The sequence below is a fragment of the Amycolatopsis suaedae genome (assembly GCF_004214935.1).
GTDB classification, from domain to species: Bacteria; Actinomycetota; Actinomycetes; order Mycobacteriales; family Pseudonocardiaceae; genus Amycolatopsis; species Amycolatopsis suaedae.
Genome location: NZ_SFCC01000002.1, coordinates 317,609 through 334,035, shown reverse-complemented (window position 1 = coordinate 334,035; position 16,427 = coordinate 317,609). Strand labels below are relative to the sequence as shown.

Below are 16,427 nucleotides of genomic sequence, written 5' to 3'. Positions count from 1 at the left end.
TCACTCCTCCCATCGGGCCCGCACCCGCGCGACCCACGTCCTCGGTCCGGCGTGCCGCACGCGCTCGGCGGCCACCTCGTTGGCGAACCCGATCAGCTCGGGCAGCGGCCTGCCGTAGCCGTACGCGAAGGCGCCGTGCCACACGTCACCCGCGCCGAGCGTGTCCCTTGCCTCGACGGCCGGGACGGCCACGGCACCCGACCGTCCGCCCTCCTGCCAGCGCACCGGTTCCGGCCCCGCCGTGGTGACCACCACCGGCACGCCACGTTCGGCAAGGCCCGGCCCGGGCACCCGGAACTGCGCGGAGCACGCCGCGACGTCGACCAGCGGCAGCAGGTCGTCGAACACCGGCTTCCAGCTGCCCGCGTCCAGGATCACCGGAATCCCGCGGTCCCGCGCGGCCGTGGCGACGGCCATCGCCAGCTCGGGGTGGTGCCCGTCGAGCAGCACCACCCGCACGCCCTCCAGCGACGGCAGCCGCGCGGTGATCGGGGGTACGCCGGCGGCATTGTGGGACACGACCGTGCGCTCACCGTCCCGTTCGCGCACGGCGACGGCGCTCAACGCGGGCGCCGCCTCGTGCTCGGGCAGCAGGTCGGTCACCCGCACGCCGTGTGCCTCCAGGTCGGCCCTGGCCAGCCCGGCCAGCGGGTGCCTGCCGAGGACGGTGAGCAGCAGCGGGTCGCCGCCGAGCGCGGCGACGGTGACGGCCGCGTTGGCGGCGGGCCCGCCCGCCGCCACGGCCACCGTCGCCGACTGGACCTTCCGCCCCGGCTCCGGCAGTTCCCCGACCCGCTGCACGACGTCCACAGTGGACAGACCGGCGAGCAGGACGGTCACGTCGACAACCCGGTGTGCACCGCCGACTCCACCTCCTCGACCGCACCGTTCTCGCCGATCCGCAGCGCGCCGGTGATCAGGCCGACCACCTGGTTCATCGTGTGCGTCTTCGGCGAGACCACCGCGACCCGCTTGCCGAGCCGGTGCACGTGGATGCGGTCGGCGATGTCGAAGACGTGCGGCATGTTGTGGCTGATCAGCACGACCGGCAGCCCGCGTTCGCGGATGCGGTCGATGAGCGCCAGCACCTTGCCGGACTCGGCGACACCGAGCGCGGCCGTCGGCTCGTCCATGATGACGGCCTTCGTGCCGAACGCGGCGGCCCTCGCCACGGCGACACCCTGCCGCTGGCCACCGGACAGCGTCTCCACCGGTTGCGTGATCGACTTGACCGAGATGCCCAGCTCGTCGAGCACCCGCTGCGCCTCGCTGCGCATGGTCGCGGTGTCGAGCTTGCGGAACAGCCCGAGCAGACCGCCGCGCCGCTTCTCCCTGCCCAGGAACATGTTCGACGCGATGTCCTGCGCGGGCGCCAGCGCGAGGTCCTGGTAGACGGTCTCGATGCCGTAGTGCCGCGCGTCCAGTGGCGTGCGGAAGTGCACCGGCTTGCCGTCCACCGTGATCTCGCCCGCCTCCGGCACCAGTGCGCCGGACAGGGCCTTGATCAGGCTGGACTTGCCGGCACCGTTGTCGCCGACGACGGCGAGCACCTCACCGGGATAGAGGTCGAAGTCGGCCCCGTCGATGGCGGTGACCCTGCCGTAGCGCTTGACCAGTCCCCTGGCCGCGAGTGTTGTCTCGGTCATCGCTGCCTCCTCGCGAACCGGTCGACGGCAACCGCGGCGATCACCAGCGCACCGGTCGCCACGTCCTGGTACAGCGCGTCCACGCCGAGCTGCGTCAGCCCGGATCGCAGCACGGCCACGATCAACGCGCCCATCATCGTGCCCAGCACCGAACCGCGGCCACCGAACAGGCTGGTCCCGCCGAGCACCACGGCGGTGATCGAGTCGAGGTTGCCGAGCTGGTAGGCGTTCGGGTCGGCGTTGGGCACCCGGCCCAGCGCCTGCCACGCGGCGATCCCGAAGATCACCCCGGCCACGATGTACACCGAGATCACCGTGCGGTTGACCTTGATCCCGGACAGCCGCGCGGACTCCGGCGCGTTGCCGACGGCGTAGACGTGCTTGCCCCACGCGGTGCGGGTCAGCGCGTACCACATGCCGAGGTACATCAGCAGCGCCAGCGTCATGCCGTAGGTGATCTCGATGCCACCGAACAGGTACCGCCGGGTGCCCAGCCAGCTCAGCAGCTCGTCGGCCACCGGGACGGCCTGACCATCGGCGAACAGCCTGCCCGCGGCGGTCAGCATGGTGAGCATGCCGAGCGTCACGATGAACGGCGGCAGCTTCACCTTCGTCACCAGCGACCCGACCACCACGCCGATCACGACGGTCGCCGCGATTCCCAGCAGCAGCGCGAAGATCCCGTCCACCCCGCCGGCGACCAGCTTCGCCATGATCAACGTCGCGAGCACCATGGCCGCGGCGTTGGCGAGGTCGATGCCCGCGGTGAGGATGATCAGTGTCTGCCCGAGCGCGAGCGTGCCGATCACCAGGGACTGCTGGACGACCAGCGACATGTTGTCCAGGTTGAGGAACGTGTCGGTGGACAGCGAGAACACCGCGACGGCGACCACCAGCGCGAGCGCGGGGCCGACGGCGGGGGCACGCAGGAAGAACTCGCCGACGGTCGGCCGGTCGTTGTTCAGGGTCGCCGTGCTCATTTGGTCCCCCAGCAGTTCTGCAGGCCCCATTGGGTGTTCTGACTCTCGATGCCCGGCATCGGCTTGTCGGTGATGACGACCGAGCCGGTGTTGACGAACCCGCTGGGCTTGGCGCCGCTGCGGGCGTGTTCGACGGCCGCCTGCACGCCCTGCTCGGCCATCTTGCGCGGGAACTGCATGACGGTCACGTCGAACTGGCCGTCACGCACGTTGCGCACGCCCTCGCAGCCGCCGTCGATCGACCCGATGACCGCCCGGTCGGCGAGCCCGCGGCCGTTGAGTGCCGCGTAGGTGCCGCGGCCCATCGGCTCGTTCATCGTGTAGACGGCGTTGATGTCGGTGGTGCGCTGCAGCAGGTTCTCGACGCCCTGCTGGGCCTTGCTCTGGTCGCCGTCGGCCGGGGTGCGGCCGCGGATCTCCGGTGCGCCGTCGGCGAGGCCGATGCCGGCGAGGAAACCGGTGTGCCGCTGGGTGTCGACCGTGCTGCCCGCCGTTCCGTCGACCATGAACAGCTTCGGCGCGGCTCCGGCGAGCGCGGCCTTGACGTAGGCGCCCTGCTGCTTGCCCGCGGCGAAGTTGTCGGTGGCGAACGTGGCGTCGACGGCCTCGGCGGGTTCGGTCGCCGTGTCCAGTGCGATGACCAGCACCCCCGACTGGCGGGCCCTGGCGATCGCGTCCAGCACGCCGGTCGACGAGCTCGGCGTGATCAGGATGGTCGTCGCGCCCTGCTGCATGAGGTTCTCGATGGCCCGGACCTGGCCGTCGTTGTCGCCGTCGAACTGCCCGGCGAGCGCACTGAACTCGACGCCCTGGGCCTGCGCCGCGGCCGCGGCGGCGGCCCGCAGCTCGACGAAGTACGGGTTGGTGTCGGTCTTGGTGACCAGGCCTACCTTGGCCTTGCCGCCCGAGCCCGCGTTCGTGCTGCCGCCCCAATGGCGTTCTACCGTGCAACCGCTCACCGCGAGTGCCGCGGCGGTCAGCGTGGCGAGGCCCGCTAGTGTCCTGCGTCGGAAGTCCGGTGCGCGAGTCGGCGAGTCCAGGTTTCCGCTGGCAAGGCGCCGGTTCGTCCTCGTACTGGACCGTACTTGGGCGGACCGGCGACGCCGCCAGCGGGAAGCTGGACCCGTCGAATCGCACAGCGGATTTCCGACGCGGGACACTGTCCTCGCCCGGGATGTGATCATGGCGTCCTCCGCGCTGAGGATCGGATGGATGCCCGGCACCGTAGGCAGCGCTATGCTGCGTCGCAAGCGTTTGCGCAAACGCTTGCCAGCGTCGTTCAGGGAGTCGCACAATGTCCGTTCGCCGTGCCCGCCCCACCCAGCGGGACATCGCCGAGCTGGCAGGCGTCTCGATCACGACCGTGTCGCACGTGGTCAACGGCACCAGGGCGGTCGCCGACGACACCAGGGCGGCGGTCCTCAAGGCCATCGAGACCACCGGGTACACCGGCGACGCCATCGCCCGTTCGCTCGTCACCGGCGGCACCCGGTCGATCGGCGTGGCGATCTCGCTGGTGGCCAACCCGTACTTCGCCATGCTCATCCAGGCCATCGAGCGGGAGGCCGCGCTGGCCGGGTACACCGTGCTGCTCGCGGACACCCACGACAACGTGGACACCGAACGCGCGACCATCCGGACGCTGCGGTCACGCCGGGTCGAGGGCATGCTGCTGACCCCGTCGCCAGGTGACGCCGCGCTGGTGAGCGAGCTGGTGTCGGTCGGCGTGCCGACCGTGCTGGTCGACCGGCTGGCCACCCGCACCGACGTCGACCAGGTGGGCGCGGAGAACATCCAGTCGACGTCCGCGCTGACCGAGCACCTCGCCGCGGCCGGGCACCGGCGCATCGGGTTCATCAGCGGGGCGCCCGGGCTGAGCACCAGTGACGAGCGGACGCTGGGCTACCGGCTGGGACTCGGCAGGGCGGGAATCCCGTGGAATCCCCGGCTTGTCGCATGTGGACACTCGGCGCGCCGCGAGGGGGCCGAGGCGCTGAGCGCACTGCTGTCGCTGCCCGAACCGCCGACGGCACTGGTCGTCGCCAACGACAGCATGATGGTCGGCGTGCTGCACGAGGCCCGGGCCCGCGGCATCCGGATCGGCCACGACCTTCCGGTCGTCGTCTACGACGACGTGGAGTGGGCCGACCTCGTCGACCCGCCGCTGACAACGATGGCGCAGCCCATCGAGGAAATCGGCACGCACGCGGTGCGGATGCTGCTCGCGCGGATCAGGGAGCCGGAACGTGCTCCGGAGCAGTTGCGGCTGCCGCCGACGCTGCGGCACCGCGAGTCCTGTGGATGTATTCACCCACAGTGATGATTGTGCGGCTGACCTCGGCCGAGCACGACCGGATGACACACCATCCGGGTTAGGTTCCTCCCGCTGGAACCGCCCGAAAGTCGAGAAATGACCGCTCTGTCGTCAGATCTTCCCCTGCTTCGCGCCCCGTTCACCCACCGGTTGGGCGTGGCGATGGCGTTGCATGACGGTCCGCGCACCACGGCGTTGATCGCGGCGATCGAGGCCGCCGCGGACGAGGCGGGCTGCACCGTGACGCTCGCCGACACCGAGAACGTGGTGGCCACGGAGACGCGAGTGGTCCGTTCGCTGCGTGCCAGCGGGATGGACGGGTTGCTGCTGACGCCGTCGGCCGGGGACGACGCGGTGATCAGCGGGCTGGTCCGCCTCGGCGTGCCGACCGTGCTGGTGGACCGGACCGCCAGCCGCAACGACGTCGACCAGGTCAGCACCGAGTGCATCCAGGCCATGTGCGCGCTGGTGCGTCACCTCGCCGACCACGGCCACCAGCGCATCGGCCTGGTGGCGGGCGCGCCGGGCTCGGCGACCAACGACGAGCGGACGCTGGGCTACCGGCTCGGGCTGGGACGCGCCGGACTGGCGTGGAACCCGGACCTGGTGGCGTGCGGCGATCCCGGCGCGGCCGAGGCGACGGCACGGCTACTGGACCAGGCGGCGGCGACGGCCCTGGTCGTGGCCGACGAGACGCTGCTCATCGGCACGCACTTCGAGCTGCACCGCCGCGGCCTGCGCCCCGGCGCCGACGTGGCGCTGGCCGGCTACGGCGCCCCGGACTGGGCACGGTCGGTCGATCCGCCGGTGACCACGATGGCGCAACCGCTCGCGGAGATCGGCACCCGCGCCGTGCACACCCTGCTGACCCGCCTCGCCGAGCCCGACCGGCGCCCCGAGGCCGTCCGCCTGCCGCCTCGACTGGTCCGCGGCGCCTCCTGCGGCTGTCAGATACGGCACAGGTGACTTTGAAGTTCGGTGCACCGAACTCTAGACTTTCGGCATGGCGAAAACGATCAGGACGGTCTGCGCCCTCGCCTGCGTGGCGCTGCTGACCGCGTGCGGTGGCGGTGCCGCCACCGAGGGCGCGAAGCGGCCCCTGGTGCTGACGACGTTCACCGTCCTGGCCGACATCGCCGCGAACGTCGCGGGCGACAAGCTCCAGGTGGAGTCGATCACCAAGGCCGGCGCCGAGATCCACGGCTACGAGCCGACGCCCGACGACATCAAGAAGGCCACCAAGGCGGACCTGATCCTGGACAACGGGCTGAACCTGGAGGCGTGGTTCGCCCAGTTCGTCTCCGAGGTCGACGCGCCACACGTCGTGGTCAGCGACGGTGTCGCGCCCATCGACATCGCCGAGGACGCCTACCGCGGAAAGCCCAACCCGCACGCCTGGATGTCCCCGATGAACGTGCGGATCTACGTCGACAACATGGTCCGGGCGTTCAGCTCGCTCGACCAGGCCCACGCGGCCGACTTCCACGCCAACGGCGAGAACTACAAGCGGCAGCTCCAGCAGGTGCAGGACGAGCTGACCGGCTCGCTGCACCGGCTGCCGTCGAACGAGCGTGCCCTGGTCACCTGCGAGGGCGCGTTCTCCTACCTGGCACGCGACGCCGGTCTCGCCGAGCGCTACATCTGGCCGGTCAACGCCGAGCAGCAGGCGACACCCCAGCAGATCACCCGTGCCATCGAGTTCGTCAACCAGAACAAGGTTCCCGCCGTGTTCTGTGAATCCACCGTGTCCGACGCGCCGATGCGGCAGGTCGTCTCCGCCACCGGCGCGGCGTTCGGCGGCGTGCTCTACGTCGACTCGCTGTCCGGCCCGGAGGGTCCCGTGCCGACCTACCTCGACCTGATCCGGCACGACGCGAGGACCATCGTCGCCGGGCTCACCGGAGCGGCGCGATGACCGAACCCGCGATCCAGGTCACCGGCGTGACCGTCCACTACGGCGAGGTCCTCGCCCTCGACAGCGTCTCGCTGGCCTTGGAAGCCGGCCGGGTGTGCGGGCTGGTCGGGATGAACGGCTCGGGGAAGTCCACGCTGTTCAAGACCATCACCGGCATGATCCGGCCGGACCACGGCACCGTGCGGATCCGCGGCGGAAGTCCGGCCCGCGCCCGCCGGGCAGGCGTGCTGGGTTACGTCCCGCAGAGCGAGGCCGTCGACTGGGCGTTCCCGCTGTCCGTACGCGACGTGGTGATGACCGGGCGGTACGGGCACCTCGGGTTCACCCGCCGCCCGCGTCGCGCCGACCACGAGGCGGTCGACCACGCGCTGGAACGCGTGGAGCTCACCGAACTCGCCGGCCGCCAGATCGGGGCGCTGTCCGGCGGGCAGCGCAAACGGGCCTTCGTCGCCAGGGGGATCGCGCAGGAGGCGGACATCCTGCTGCTGGACGAGCCGTTCGCCGGCGTCGACAAGCGTTCCGAGGCCACGATCACCCGCCTGCTGCGGGAACTCGCCGGTGCCGGGGCCGCGGTGCTGATCTCCACGCACGACCTGCACGCGCTGCCCGGTCTCGCCGACGAGGCGGTCCTGCTGATGCGGACGGTCCTGGCCCACGGCACACCCGACGACGTGCTCCGGCCGGAGAACCTCGCGCTCGCCTTCGGCCTGGACGTACTGGGCCGCGTCGAGGAGTCCGCGTGAGCCTCTACGAACTCCTGCTGGAGCCGCTCAGCTACGACTTCATGCTCAGGGCGCTGGCGTCCACGCTCGTCGCCGCGGTGGTGTGCGCGGTGCTGTCCTGCTGGCTGGTGCTGATCGGCTGGTCGCTCATGGGGGACGCGGTTTCCCACGCCGTGCTGCCCGGCGTCGTGCTCGCCTACATCGTCGGCGCCCCGTTCGCGGTGGGGGCCATCGTGTTCGGGTTCCTCGCGGTGGCGCTCATCGGCGTCGTCCGCGACACCAGCCGCGTCAAGGAGGACGCCGCGATCGGCATCGTGTTCACCACGTTGTTCGCGCTCGGCCTGGTGCTGATCTCGGTGACACCGAGCCAGACCGACCTCAACCACATCATCTTCGGCAACCTGCTCGGCGTCGACGGCTCCGATCTGATCCAGATCGTGACGCTCGGCGTGCTCACCCTCGCCGTGCTGGTGCTCAAGCGGCGCGACTTCACGCTCTACGCCTTCGACCCCACGCACGCTCACGCCATCGGACTGAATCCCCGGCTGCTCGGCGCCGCGCTGCTGGGACTGCTCGCGCTGACGTCGGTCGTGGCGCTGCAGGTGGTCGGGGTCATCCTGGTGGTGGCGATGCTGATCATCCCCGGCGCGACTGCCTACCTGCTGACCGACCGGTTCGGCCGCATGCTCCTGATCGCACCGGCCTTCTCGGCGGTCGCCGCGGTGACCGGCCTGTACCTGAGCTACCACCTGGACACCGCGTCCGGCGGCATGATCGTGCTCGTGCAGGGCTGCGGTTTCGTGCTGGCTTACCTGTTCGGACCACGGCACGGCCTGGTCACCCGCCGGCTGCTGGCCCGCCGCCGGGCAGTTCGCTGATAGTGTCCTGCCGTGGTCGACAGGGCGCGAAGCAAGGTCGTACTGGGGGCGGTGCTCAGCTCGCTGCTGCTGACCGCCTTCGTCCCCGCGGTGGCCTGGGCGGAACCCCCGGCTGCCCTCGACGCCAGCTTTTCCGAACCCGACGGCAAGTGGCAGCCGTCGTTCGACTACGACACCGACGGCTGTTACCCGACCCCGGCCATCGGCCGGGACGGGAAGATCGCCGAGGGACTCAAGAACTCCGGCGCCCTCAACGGGCAGTGCCGGGACGAGCCGGATCTACGCAACACCAACTCCTACGCCCGCGCCAAGTGCGACAACGGCTGGTGTGCCTATCTCTACGACCTGTACTTCGAGAAGGACCAGGCCGTCCCCGGCATCGACGCGTTCGGCCACCGGCACGACATCGAGCACGTCGTGGTGTGGGTCAACAACGACGAGGCCAGGCACGTCTCCGTCTCCTGCCACGGCGGGTACTCGACCTATCCGCGGGACAGGGTGGCCTGGGACGGCACGCACGCCAAGATCGTCTACCACAAGGACGGCGCGAGCACCCACTGCTTCCGGCTGGCCGGCGCGGACGAGCAGCCGGAGAACCACCACGGCACCTGGCAGCGGCCGGCCCTGGTGAGCTGGAACAACTTCCCGGACGGCATCAGGGACAGGCTGACCGGCGCCGACTACGGCAAGGCCAGCCTCGCGATCAAGGACGGCGCCTTCGAGGACAACCTCGCCAAGGCCAAGCCGGAGGGCATCCCGTTCAATCCTCGCGGCTGAGCGAGGCCGCCGCCTCCAGGAGCATCCAGCCGCCGAGCTGGACCGAGAGGTCCCTGGCGACGTGGCCGGGGGGCGGCGGTGTCCCCGGCGACGGCTCCGTCCACTCCGGACTGAACAGCGGCCCCTCCGACGCGCCCTCCCAGCACGCGTCGGCGCTGTCGAGCACCAGCTGCCTGGCGACGCCGGCGGCGTCACCAGGCAGCTCGACGGCCGCCAGCGCCAGGTACCGCGCGAGGATCCCCGCGAACAGCCCGCCGTCGCCACCGCCCTGACCCCGCAGCACGCCGTCGACGGTGCACCGGTCGGCCACCGCGTGCACGGTCCGCACCGCCGCGTCCACTTCGGACAGTTCGAGGCAGGCGCCGAGGAAGACGCCCTGGCAGTAGGTGTAGACCAGTGCCACCAGTTCGCCGGTGTCCACCCGCAGGCCGTCCCAGACGATGCCGCTGTCCGGATCGACCAGCCGCTCCTCCATCCAGACCAGCAGCCGGGCCGCATGCTCACGTTCACCGACGCGTGCGTGCAGGATCGCGGCCGGACCGTTGGCGGGCACGTTCTTGAACCGGTCGCCCTTTCGCCACCAGATTCCGCCGCCCGCGTCGTCGGTCCAGCCGCCCCGCAGGTCGTCGACGAGCGTGCCGACCGCGTCGGGTTCCAGGCCCGCCCGGTGCAACGCCAGCCCCAGCCAGGCCATGTCGTCGTAGAAGTCGTTGGTCCACCGGCCGAAGTTACGCAGCCGGATGGTCCGCGCGAACCGCTCGATCGTCCGTGCCCGCGCGGGATCGGGCCTGCGCAGTTGTGCGTCGACGAGGCAGTCCAGCAGGTGTGCCTGCCACCAGTAGTTCCAGTGCCAGTGCACCCGGTCGCCGGCGCGGGGCGGCCACGCGCTGCGCCCGAGCACCGTGCCCGGAATTCCCCACAACCGTCGCAGGTGCCGTTCGGTGATCGCCCGTTCCGCGGCGTCCGCCCGCTGTGCGCTGTCCACCCGACCATCGTGCCTTGCCCCTGGACATACCGCTCGGTATGTTCAGGGCCGGAGGTGCCCGATGACCACCACCCACCACGTCACCTGCCCCCTGTGCGAAGCGACCTGCGGCCTGGACGTCAGCATCGACGGCGGCCGGGTGACCGGTGTGCGCGGCGACGCCGCCGACGTGTTCTCCGCCGGGTTCATCTGCCCCAAGGGCGCCTCGATCGGCGGACTGCACCACGACCCCGACCGGCTCCGCACACCACTGGTCCGCCGCGACGGCGAACTGGCCGAGGCGACCTGGGACGGGGCGTTCGCCGCCGTCGAGGCCGGCCTCCGCCCGATCCTCGCCGAACACGGCAGCGACGCGGTGGCCGTCTACGCGGGCAACCCCAGCGTGCACAACCTGGCCACCACGCTGTACGGCCGGGTGTTCTTCAAAGCGTTGGGCACCAAGAACTTCTACACCGCCAGCACCGTCGACCAGATGCCCAAGCACGTGTCGGTCGGGTACCTCTTCGGTGATCCGCTGGCCATTCCGGTGCCGGACATTGACCGCACCGGGCACCTGCTCATGCTCGGCGCGAACCCGCTGGTGTCCAACGGCAGCCTGATGACCGCGCCGGACATGCGTGGCAGGCTGCGTGCGCTACGGGCCCGCGGCGGCAAGCTCGTCGTCGTCGACCCGAAGCGCACCCGCACCGCGGAGTTCGCCGACGAGCACCACAGCATCCGTCCGGGCACCGACGCGTTGCTGCTGTTCGCGCTGGTCCACGTGTTGTTCGCGGAGAACCGGGTGAGCCTGGGCAGGCTGGACGGCCACGTCGCCGGGGTCGACGAGGTCCGCGAGCTGGCCCGGCCGTTCAGTCCCGCGGCCGTCGCGCCGGTGACCGGCATCGACGCCGCCGAGATCCGCCGGATGGCGGTGGAACTCGCCGACGCCGGGCAGGCCGTCGTCTACGGCCGGATCGGCACCACCACCCAGGCGTTCGGCACGGTGGCGAGCTGGCTCGTCGACGTGCTGAACGTCCTGACCGGCAACCTCGACACCCCCGGTGGCGCGATGTTCCCCCGCGCCGCGGCCGGACCGGGTGGACGGCGCAAGCCGTTCCGGACGGGCCGCTGGCACAGCCGGGTGCGCGGCTTTCCCGAGGCGTTCGGCGAACTGCCCGCCGCGACGCTGGCCGAGGAGATCACCACGCCGGGCGAGGGCCGGGTGCGGGCGCTGGTGACCGTCGCCGGCAACCCGTGCCTGAGCACGCCGAACTCCGACCGGCTCACCGCGGCCATCGGCGAGCTGGACTTCATGGTGTCGCTGGACGTCTACCGCAACGAGACCACCCGCCACGCCGACGTCATCCTGCCCGGGCCGGGGCCGCTGGAGCGTCCGCACTACGACCTGGCGCTGTACCAGAACGCGGTACGCAACGTGGCGAACTGGACGCCTGCCGCGCTGCCGACGGACCTTCCGCAGGAGTGGGAGACGCTGCTGCGGCTCACCGCGATCGTCACCGGCCAGGGCGCGGGCGCCGACATCGCCGCGCTGGACGACTTCGTCGCCGCCGGGATCGCGGGCCGGGCGGGCCTGGACGTCTCGGTCGCGGCCGGGCGCACCGGGCCGGAACGGCTGCTCGACCTGATGCTGCGGGCCGGGCCGTACGACCTGACCCTGGCCGACCTGGAAGCCGCCCCGCACGGCGTCGACCTGGGGCCGCTGACCCCGCGCATCCCCGACGTGCTGTGCACGGCGAGCGGGAAGATCGAGCTGGCCCCCGAAGCCGTCGTCGCCGACGTCCCCCGGCTCGCCGCCGAGCTGACCGGGCCGTCCGACCAGCTGGTGCTGATCGGGCGGCGCCAGCTGTCGTCGAACAACTCGTGGATGCACAACGTGGAAGCGCTGGTACGCGGCAAGAACCGGTGCACGGTCCAGGTGCACCCGGCCGACGCCTGCAGGCTCGGCCTCACCGAGGGCGGAGTGGCGACGGTCCGCTCGCGGGTGGGCAAGATCGAGGTGCCGGTGGAGGTCACCGACGCCATCCGGCCCGGCGTGGTGAGCATCCCGCACGGCTGGGGACACGCGGTCGAGGGCGTCACGACCAGGATCGCGGCGGCGCACCCGGGGGTGAACTCGAACCTCGTCACCGACGAGACGCTGCTCGACGCCCTGTCCGGCACTGCCGTGCTCAACGGCATCCCGGTCGAGGTCACGCCCGCCTGACTAGGCGCCGGGGCACCTGGGCGGCCGCCGCCAGCACGATGACCACGGTGCCGACGGTCAGCGCCGCGCCGTAGGTGCCCGTCGACACCGCGACGGTGTTCAGCAACGCGACCCCGAGCGCGCCGCCGAGCTGCTGTGCGGCGTTGAACGCGGCCGAAGCGGCACCGATGTCACGCGGCTCCATTCCGGACGTGGCGAGGCTGGCCGTCGGCGGCAGCACGCAACCCATCCCCAGGCCGGTGAGCAGGAGCGAGGGCACCAGGTACGGCCAGAACACACCGTCGGTCTGCTGACCGACGAAGGTGAGCACGAACGTCCCGATCGCGGCGGCCAGCAGGCCCGGCAGGACCAGCGCCACGGCGGGGACGCGGTGCTGCAACCGTCCGGCGAGCAGCGTCGCGGCCAGCAACGCGGCCGTCGCGTGGATGATCAACGTCATCCCGGCGGCGACCGGCGAGTACCCGAGCACGGTCTGCGCGTAGTAGCTCAGGAACAGGTAGTAGCCCATCATCGAGACGAACAGCAGGGTGATCGACGTGAACGCGGCACCGCGGGCGCGATCGGCCAGGATTCGCATGGGCAGCATGGGATTCGTGACCCGTAGCTCGACCGCGACGAACGCCACCAGCAGCAGGACGCCGAGCACGAGCAGACCGAGCACCGGCGGCGCCGTCCAGCCCAGCGACTCCGCCTCGGCGAAGCCGTAGACGAGCGCGCCGAAGCCCGCCGTGGACAGCAACGCGCCGGCGACGTCCAGCCGTCCGCCGCGAACGGGCTCGTCACGTGGCACGAACGTCGACAGCAGCAACGCCAGCAGCACGACCGGGACGTTGATGTAGAGACACCAGCGCCAGCTGAGGAACTCGGTCAGCAAGCCGCCCGCGACGAGCCCGACCGCCGACCCGGCGGCACCGACGGCGGCGAACACGCCGAACGCCCTGCCGCGCTCTCGCGGTTCGGTGAACGTGGTGGTGAGCAGTGACAGCCCGGCCGGCGCCAGCGCCGCGGCGAACACGCCCTGCAGTGCCCGCGCGGCGAACAGCATCTCCGGCGTGACGGCGGCGCCGCCCAGTGCGGACGCGGCGGCGAATCCGGCCAGCCCGGCCATGAACGTCCGCCGGTGGCCCAGCGCCGAGCTGATCCGGCCGCCGATCAGCAGCAGCCCGCCGAACGCCAGCGCGTACGCGGTGATCGCCCACTGCCTGGTCGCGTCGGTCATGCCGAGCGCGGCCTGCGCCGACGGCAGGGCGATGTTGACGATCGTGCCGTCGAGGACCACCAGTAGCTGGGCCGTACTGACGACGAGCAATGTAAGCCGCATCGTCCCCCCTAACGTCGGTTGGCTTACCTAACACTGTTAGACGCTACTACACTCGCCCGGGTGGATAACGTTCGGAGCCTGTGGCTGCGGCCGCGCAAGGCGCGGCGAGGAGAGCCGCCACTGACGCTGCCGCGCATTGCCGAGGCGGCGGTGGAGCTGCTCGACGCGGAAGGCATCGACCGGCTCACCATGCGCAGGCTCGCCGAGCGGCTGGCCATCTCGGCGCCGTCGCTGTACTGGCACGTCGACACCAAGGACGACGTGCTGGACCTGGCCGTCGACGCGATCTTCGGCGAGCTGACTCCGGCCCCGCGCGACGACGGCTGGCGCGCGAACGTCACCGAGGTGATCACGGCCTGGCGGACGATCCTGCTGCGGCACCCGTGGGCGGCGAGCGTTCCCGCGAGGCGCAGGCCGGCGATCGGCCCGAACTTCCTGTCCTGGATGGAACGGCTCCAGTCGGCGCTGGCCGCGGCCGGGTTCACCGGTCCCGATCTGGCCGCCGCGACCTGGGCGCTGTACAACCACGTGTTCGGCTCGGCGGCCGCGCAGACGGCGTTGACCATCTCGGCCGAGGAACGCCGGATCGCGCAGGAGAAGCTACGTACCGACGGCTTCCCCACGCTGGCCGCCAGCGGTTACTTCCACGACGACGACTGGGACGGTGGCTTCACCAGGGGACTGGGGTTCCTGCTCGACGGGCTGGAGCGGCAGGAGCGTGCTGAATCACCCGGCCCGTAGCGAGCGGCGATCCAGGCGCCGCCTCGCAAGGCGGAGGATCGCCCTCGTACTGGACGTACTCGGGCGATCCGACAACGCAGCGAGGCGCCGCCTGGGCGCCGCGCAGCAGGGCCGGGTGATTCAGCGCGCTCCTGGTCACCAGCTCTTCGTGAGATCGGCGTGCTGCCGGACCCAGGTGTGCATCACGATGCCGGCGGCGACCCCGACGTTGATCGACCGCGTCGTGCCGAACTGGGCGATGGACACCACCAGCGACGCCGCCGCGCTCGCCTCCGGCGAGAGGCCCGGGCCCTCCTGGCCGAACACCAGGACACAGTTTCGCGGCAGTTCCGCCGTTTCCAGCCGCTGGGCACCCGGCGTGTTGTCGACGGCGACCAGCGCGAGGTCCGCGGCGGCGGCGAACTCCACCAGGCCTGCCATCGTGTCGTGGTGGTGCAGGTGCTGGTAGCGGTCGGTCACCATGGCGCCACGGCGGTTCCACCGCCGCCTGCCGACGATGTGCACGGCCGCCGCCGCGAACGCGTTCGCCGTCCGGACCACCGTGCCGATGTTGTGGTCGTGCTGGAAGTTCTCGATGGCGACGTGGAAAGCGTGTCGCCGGGTGTCCACATCGGACACAATGGCTTCGCGGCGCCAGTACCGGTAGGCGTCGACGACGTTGCGGCGGTCGCCCTCGGCGAGCAGGTCGGGGTCGTAGCGCTCGTCACCGGGCCACTCGCCCTGCCACGGCCCGACCCCCACCTCGGGCGACGTGCCCCACTCGCTCGGACCGGTCACCTGACCGCCATCCGCTGCCCGACCTCCAGCAGCAGGTCGGCGGTGGCCAGGAGCACCTGCTGCTGGGTGACGTGCCCGGGGAAAGCCACGGCGATGTCCCGGTCACCGAAGAAGAAGATCCGCTCCTGCACCCGGGGGTCGACGGCCAGCAGGTCGGCCAGCGCCGGGTTGATGGTGGCCCGCGCGGACTGGTCGTCGCGGGCGTGAATGTGGAAGCGGGTGTCGAAACCCGGGTGACCGACCTGCCGGTCGCTCGCCAGGAAGTTGGTCCAGGACATGCCCTGCGCGGTCAGCACGACGTGCGGTCCGGGGACCGGCCGCGGCATCAGCAGCACGGTCATGACCTGCCGGACCTCCACCATCCGCTGGACGTTGCGGAAGCTGATCTGAACGATCTGGATCGGCACGCCACGCCAGGCGCCGGACAGCTGGGTGCCGACGTGGATGCCGTACCCGTTGCCGGAGCCGAAGGTGTCGTTCACCCTCGGCAGGCGGGCGTGGATGTCGATGGCCTGCCGGTCGATCTGCCAGCCGTAGGTGGCGGCCATCGTCTGCACGATGTCGACGTGCCTGGCTGCCCCGGCCTGGTGCCTGGGCCGCTGGATGATCACGTAGACCACGGCGACGACGACGATGACGACGAGCGCGACCACCAGGATGACGATTCCCACGGGTGGACACTATCCCGTCGGATCTTGAGCGATCCTGAAGTCACCCCGCCGGGCGGACCCGGCGGGCCGGGCCCTCGTCGGAGTCCTGCTCGTGGCGGTGCCGCCAGTGCACGTAGGCCCCGATGTAGGACAACACCAGCACCGCCGCGGCCACACCCGCGACGACCGGGAGCATGTCCTTGGGGAAGATCGTGTCGTAGAGGTAGTACTCGTTGAATCCGCCGGGCAGCGGCCCCAGTCCCTGCAGGCCGCGGAAGTAGTCCTCCAGCGCGGTCAGTGGGCACGGGATCGGGAAGACGTTCACCGCGACGCCCCACGCGGCGAAGAAGACGTGCACGAACACCGTCTTGGGCCAGCGCCACGCCAGGAACCCGCCCAGCCCGATGTACAGCAGAGCGAGGATGTGCAGCGCGACGGTCGCCTTGGCGAGCAATGCGGCCATGTTCCAACGCCCCCCTCGTCCCTTCACGTCCCCCTTACATCTCCAACGTACCTGT

The 16,427-nt window shown here is 71.1% G+C and carries 17 protein-coding genes; 8 read left to right on the top strand and 9 right to left on the bottom strand.

Features of this window, described 5'->3' with window-relative positions; translation table 11 throughout:
- The 4 genes from EWH70_RS04795 to EWH70_RS04780 are packed head-to-tail and all read right to left on the bottom strand — an operon-like array spanning position 1 to position 3,585.
- Positions 1 to 840, bottom strand: a complete 840-nt coding sequence (locus tag EWH70_RS04795; RefSeq protein ID WP_130473997.1) for a PfkB family carbohydrate kinase — start codon at positions 838 to 840, stop codon at positions 1 to 3.
- Positions 837 to 1,646, bottom strand: coding sequence for an ATP-binding cassette domain-containing protein (locus EWH70_RS04790; protein WP_130473996.1), 810 nt, complete (start codon positions 1,644 to 1,646; stop codon positions 837 to 839). The genes EWH70_RS04795 and EWH70_RS04790 overlap by 4 nt, the downstream gene beginning before the upstream one ends.
- A complete protein-coding gene (locus EWH70_RS04785) occupies positions 1,643 to 2,626 on the bottom strand; it encodes an ABC transporter permease (RefSeq protein WP_130473995.1) in 984 nt (327 codons plus the stop codon). Before EWH70_RS04785 ends, EWH70_RS04790 begins: the two co-directional genes overlap by 4 nt.
- On the bottom strand, positions 2,623 to 3,585 hold the full coding sequence (locus EWH70_RS04780) for a substrate-binding domain-containing protein (protein WP_240686796.1): 963 nt from the start codon (positions 3,583 to 3,585) through the stop codon (positions 2,623 to 2,625). The genes EWH70_RS04785 and EWH70_RS04780 overlap by 4 nt, the downstream gene beginning before the upstream one ends.
- Positions 3,586 to 3,920: 335 nt before the next feature.
- On the opposite strand from EWH70_RS04780, the gene EWH70_RS04775 reads away from it, so the two are divergent.
- From EWH70_RS04775 to EWH70_RS04750, 6 genes are all read left to right on the top strand, one after another.
- Positions 3,921 to 4,946: a LacI family DNA-binding transcriptional regulator gene (locus EWH70_RS04775; protein ID WP_130473993.1), complete on the top strand. Its 1,026-nt coding sequence runs from the start codon at positions 3,921 to 3,923 to the stop codon at positions 4,944 to 4,946.
- A 90-nt stretch (positions 4,947 to 5,036) separates the two neighbouring features.
- Entirely contained in the window at positions 5,037 to 5,906 is an 870-nt protein-coding gene (locus tag EWH70_RS04770; protein WP_130473992.1) for a substrate-binding domain-containing protein, read from the top strand.
- A 37-nt stretch (positions 5,907 to 5,943) separates the two neighbouring features.
- Positions 5,944 to 6,855 (top strand): metal ABC transporter substrate-binding protein, encoded by a 912-nt coding sequence (locus EWH70_RS04765; RefSeq protein ID WP_130473991.1) that lies wholly within the window; start codon positions 5,944 to 5,946, stop codon positions 6,853 to 6,855.
- On the top strand, positions 6,852 to 7,598 hold the full coding sequence (locus EWH70_RS04760; RefSeq protein WP_130473990.1) for a metal ABC transporter ATP-binding protein: 747 nt from the start codon (positions 6,852 to 6,854) through the stop codon (positions 7,596 to 7,598). The genes EWH70_RS04765 and EWH70_RS04760 overlap by 4 nt, the downstream gene beginning before the upstream one ends.
- Positions 7,595 to 8,455, top strand: coding sequence for a metal ABC transporter permease (locus tag EWH70_RS04755; RefSeq protein WP_130473989.1), 861 nt, complete (start codon positions 7,595 to 7,597; stop codon positions 8,453 to 8,455). Before EWH70_RS04760 ends, EWH70_RS04755 begins: the two co-directional genes overlap by 4 nt.
- A gap of 12 nt (positions 8,456 to 8,467) precedes the next feature.
- Entirely contained in the window at positions 8,468 to 9,232 is a 765-nt protein-coding gene (locus EWH70_RS04750) for an NPP1 family protein (RefSeq protein ID WP_130473988.1), read from the top strand.
- On the opposite strand, the gene EWH70_RS04745 is transcribed toward EWH70_RS04750, so the two are convergent.
- Positions 9,216 to 10,217 (bottom strand): glycoside hydrolase family 76 protein, encoded by a 1,002-nt coding sequence (locus tag EWH70_RS04745; protein WP_130473987.1) that lies wholly within the window; start codon positions 10,215 to 10,217, stop codon positions 9,216 to 9,218. The genes EWH70_RS04750 and EWH70_RS04745 overlap by 17 nt on opposite strands.
- A gap of 61 nt (positions 10,218 to 10,278) precedes the next feature.
- Between EWH70_RS04745 and EWH70_RS04740 the strand changes: the two genes are divergently transcribed.
- Positions 10,279 to 12,420 (top strand): molybdopterin-dependent oxidoreductase, encoded by a 2,142-nt coding sequence (locus EWH70_RS04740; RefSeq protein ID WP_130473986.1) that lies wholly within the window; start codon positions 10,279 to 10,281, stop codon positions 12,418 to 12,420.
- Here EWH70_RS04740 and EWH70_RS04735 read toward each other — a convergent pair.
- A complete protein-coding gene (locus tag EWH70_RS04735; protein WP_130473985.1) occupies positions 12,407 to 13,741 on the bottom strand; it encodes a DHA2 family efflux MFS transporter permease subunit in 1,335 nt (444 codons plus the stop codon). The genes EWH70_RS04740 and EWH70_RS04735 overlap by 14 nt on opposite strands.
- Positions 13,742 to 13,801: 60 nt before the next feature.
- On the opposite strand from EWH70_RS04735, the gene EWH70_RS04730 reads away from it, so the two are divergent.
- Positions 13,802 to 14,482 (top strand): TetR/AcrR family transcriptional regulator C-terminal domain-containing protein, encoded by a 681-nt coding sequence (locus EWH70_RS04730; protein WP_240686795.1) that lies wholly within the window; start codon positions 13,802 to 13,804, stop codon positions 14,480 to 14,482.
- 135 nt (positions 14,483 to 14,617) lie between these two features.
- Here the strand turns inward: EWH70_RS04730 and EWH70_RS04725 are convergent, their stop codons facing one another.
- From EWH70_RS04725 to EWH70_RS04715, 3 genes are read right to left on the bottom strand one after another with little or no spacing between them, the layout of a single operon-like run.
- Positions 14,618 to 15,259 (bottom strand): TrmH family RNA methyltransferase, encoded by a 642-nt coding sequence (locus tag EWH70_RS04725; RefSeq protein ID WP_130473984.1) that lies wholly within the window; start codon positions 15,257 to 15,259, stop codon positions 14,618 to 14,620.
- Entirely contained in the window at positions 15,256 to 15,930 is a 675-nt protein-coding gene (locus EWH70_RS04720; protein ID WP_130473983.1) for a hypothetical protein, read from the bottom strand. The genes EWH70_RS04725 and EWH70_RS04720 overlap by 4 nt, the downstream gene beginning before the upstream one ends.
- 40 nt (positions 15,931 to 15,970) lie before the next feature.
- Positions 15,971 to 16,372 (bottom strand): DUF2784 domain-containing protein, encoded by a 402-nt coding sequence (locus EWH70_RS04715; RefSeq protein WP_130473982.1) that lies wholly within the window; start codon positions 16,370 to 16,372, stop codon positions 15,971 to 15,973.
- Positions 16,373 to 16,427 lie beyond the last annotated feature (55 nt).

What these genes read in the sequence shown, in the direction of transcription:
- EWH70_RS04790 (WP_130473996.1), bottom strand. Translation starts at nt 1,646, where the DNA reads ATGACCGAGACAACACTCGCGGCCAGGGGACTGGTCAAGCGCTACGGC.
- EWH70_RS04785 (WP_130473995.1), bottom strand. Translation starts at nt 2,626, where the DNA reads ATGAGCACGGCGACCCTGAACAACGACCGGCCGACCGTCGGCGAGTTC.
- EWH70_RS04775 (WP_130473993.1), top strand. Translation starts at nt 3,921, where the DNA reads ATGTCCGTTCGCCGTGCCCGCCCCACCCAGCGGGACATCGCCGAGCTG.
- EWH70_RS04770 (WP_130473992.1), top strand. Translation starts at nt 5,037, where the DNA reads ATGACCGCTCTGTCGTCAGATCTTCCCCTGCTTCGCGCCCCGTTCACC.
- EWH70_RS04765 (WP_130473991.1), top strand. Translation starts at nt 5,944, where the DNA reads ATGGCGAAAACGATCAGGACGGTCTGCGCCCTCGCCTGCGTGGCGCTG.
- EWH70_RS04760 (WP_130473990.1), top strand. Translation starts at nt 6,852, where the DNA reads ATGACCGAACCCGCGATCCAGGTCACCGGCGTGACCGTCCACTACGGC.
- EWH70_RS04740 (WP_130473986.1), top strand. Translation starts at nt 10,279, where the DNA reads ATGACCACCACCCACCACGTCACCTGCCCCCTGTGCGAAGCGACCTGC.
- EWH70_RS04735 (WP_130473985.1), bottom strand. Translation starts at nt 13,741, where the DNA reads ATGCGGCTTACATTGCTCGTCGTCAGTACGGCCCAGCTACTGGTGGTC.
- EWH70_RS04715 (WP_130473982.1), bottom strand. Translation starts at nt 16,372, where the DNA reads ATGGCCGCATTGCTCGCCAAGGCGACCGTCGCGCTGCACATCCTCGCT.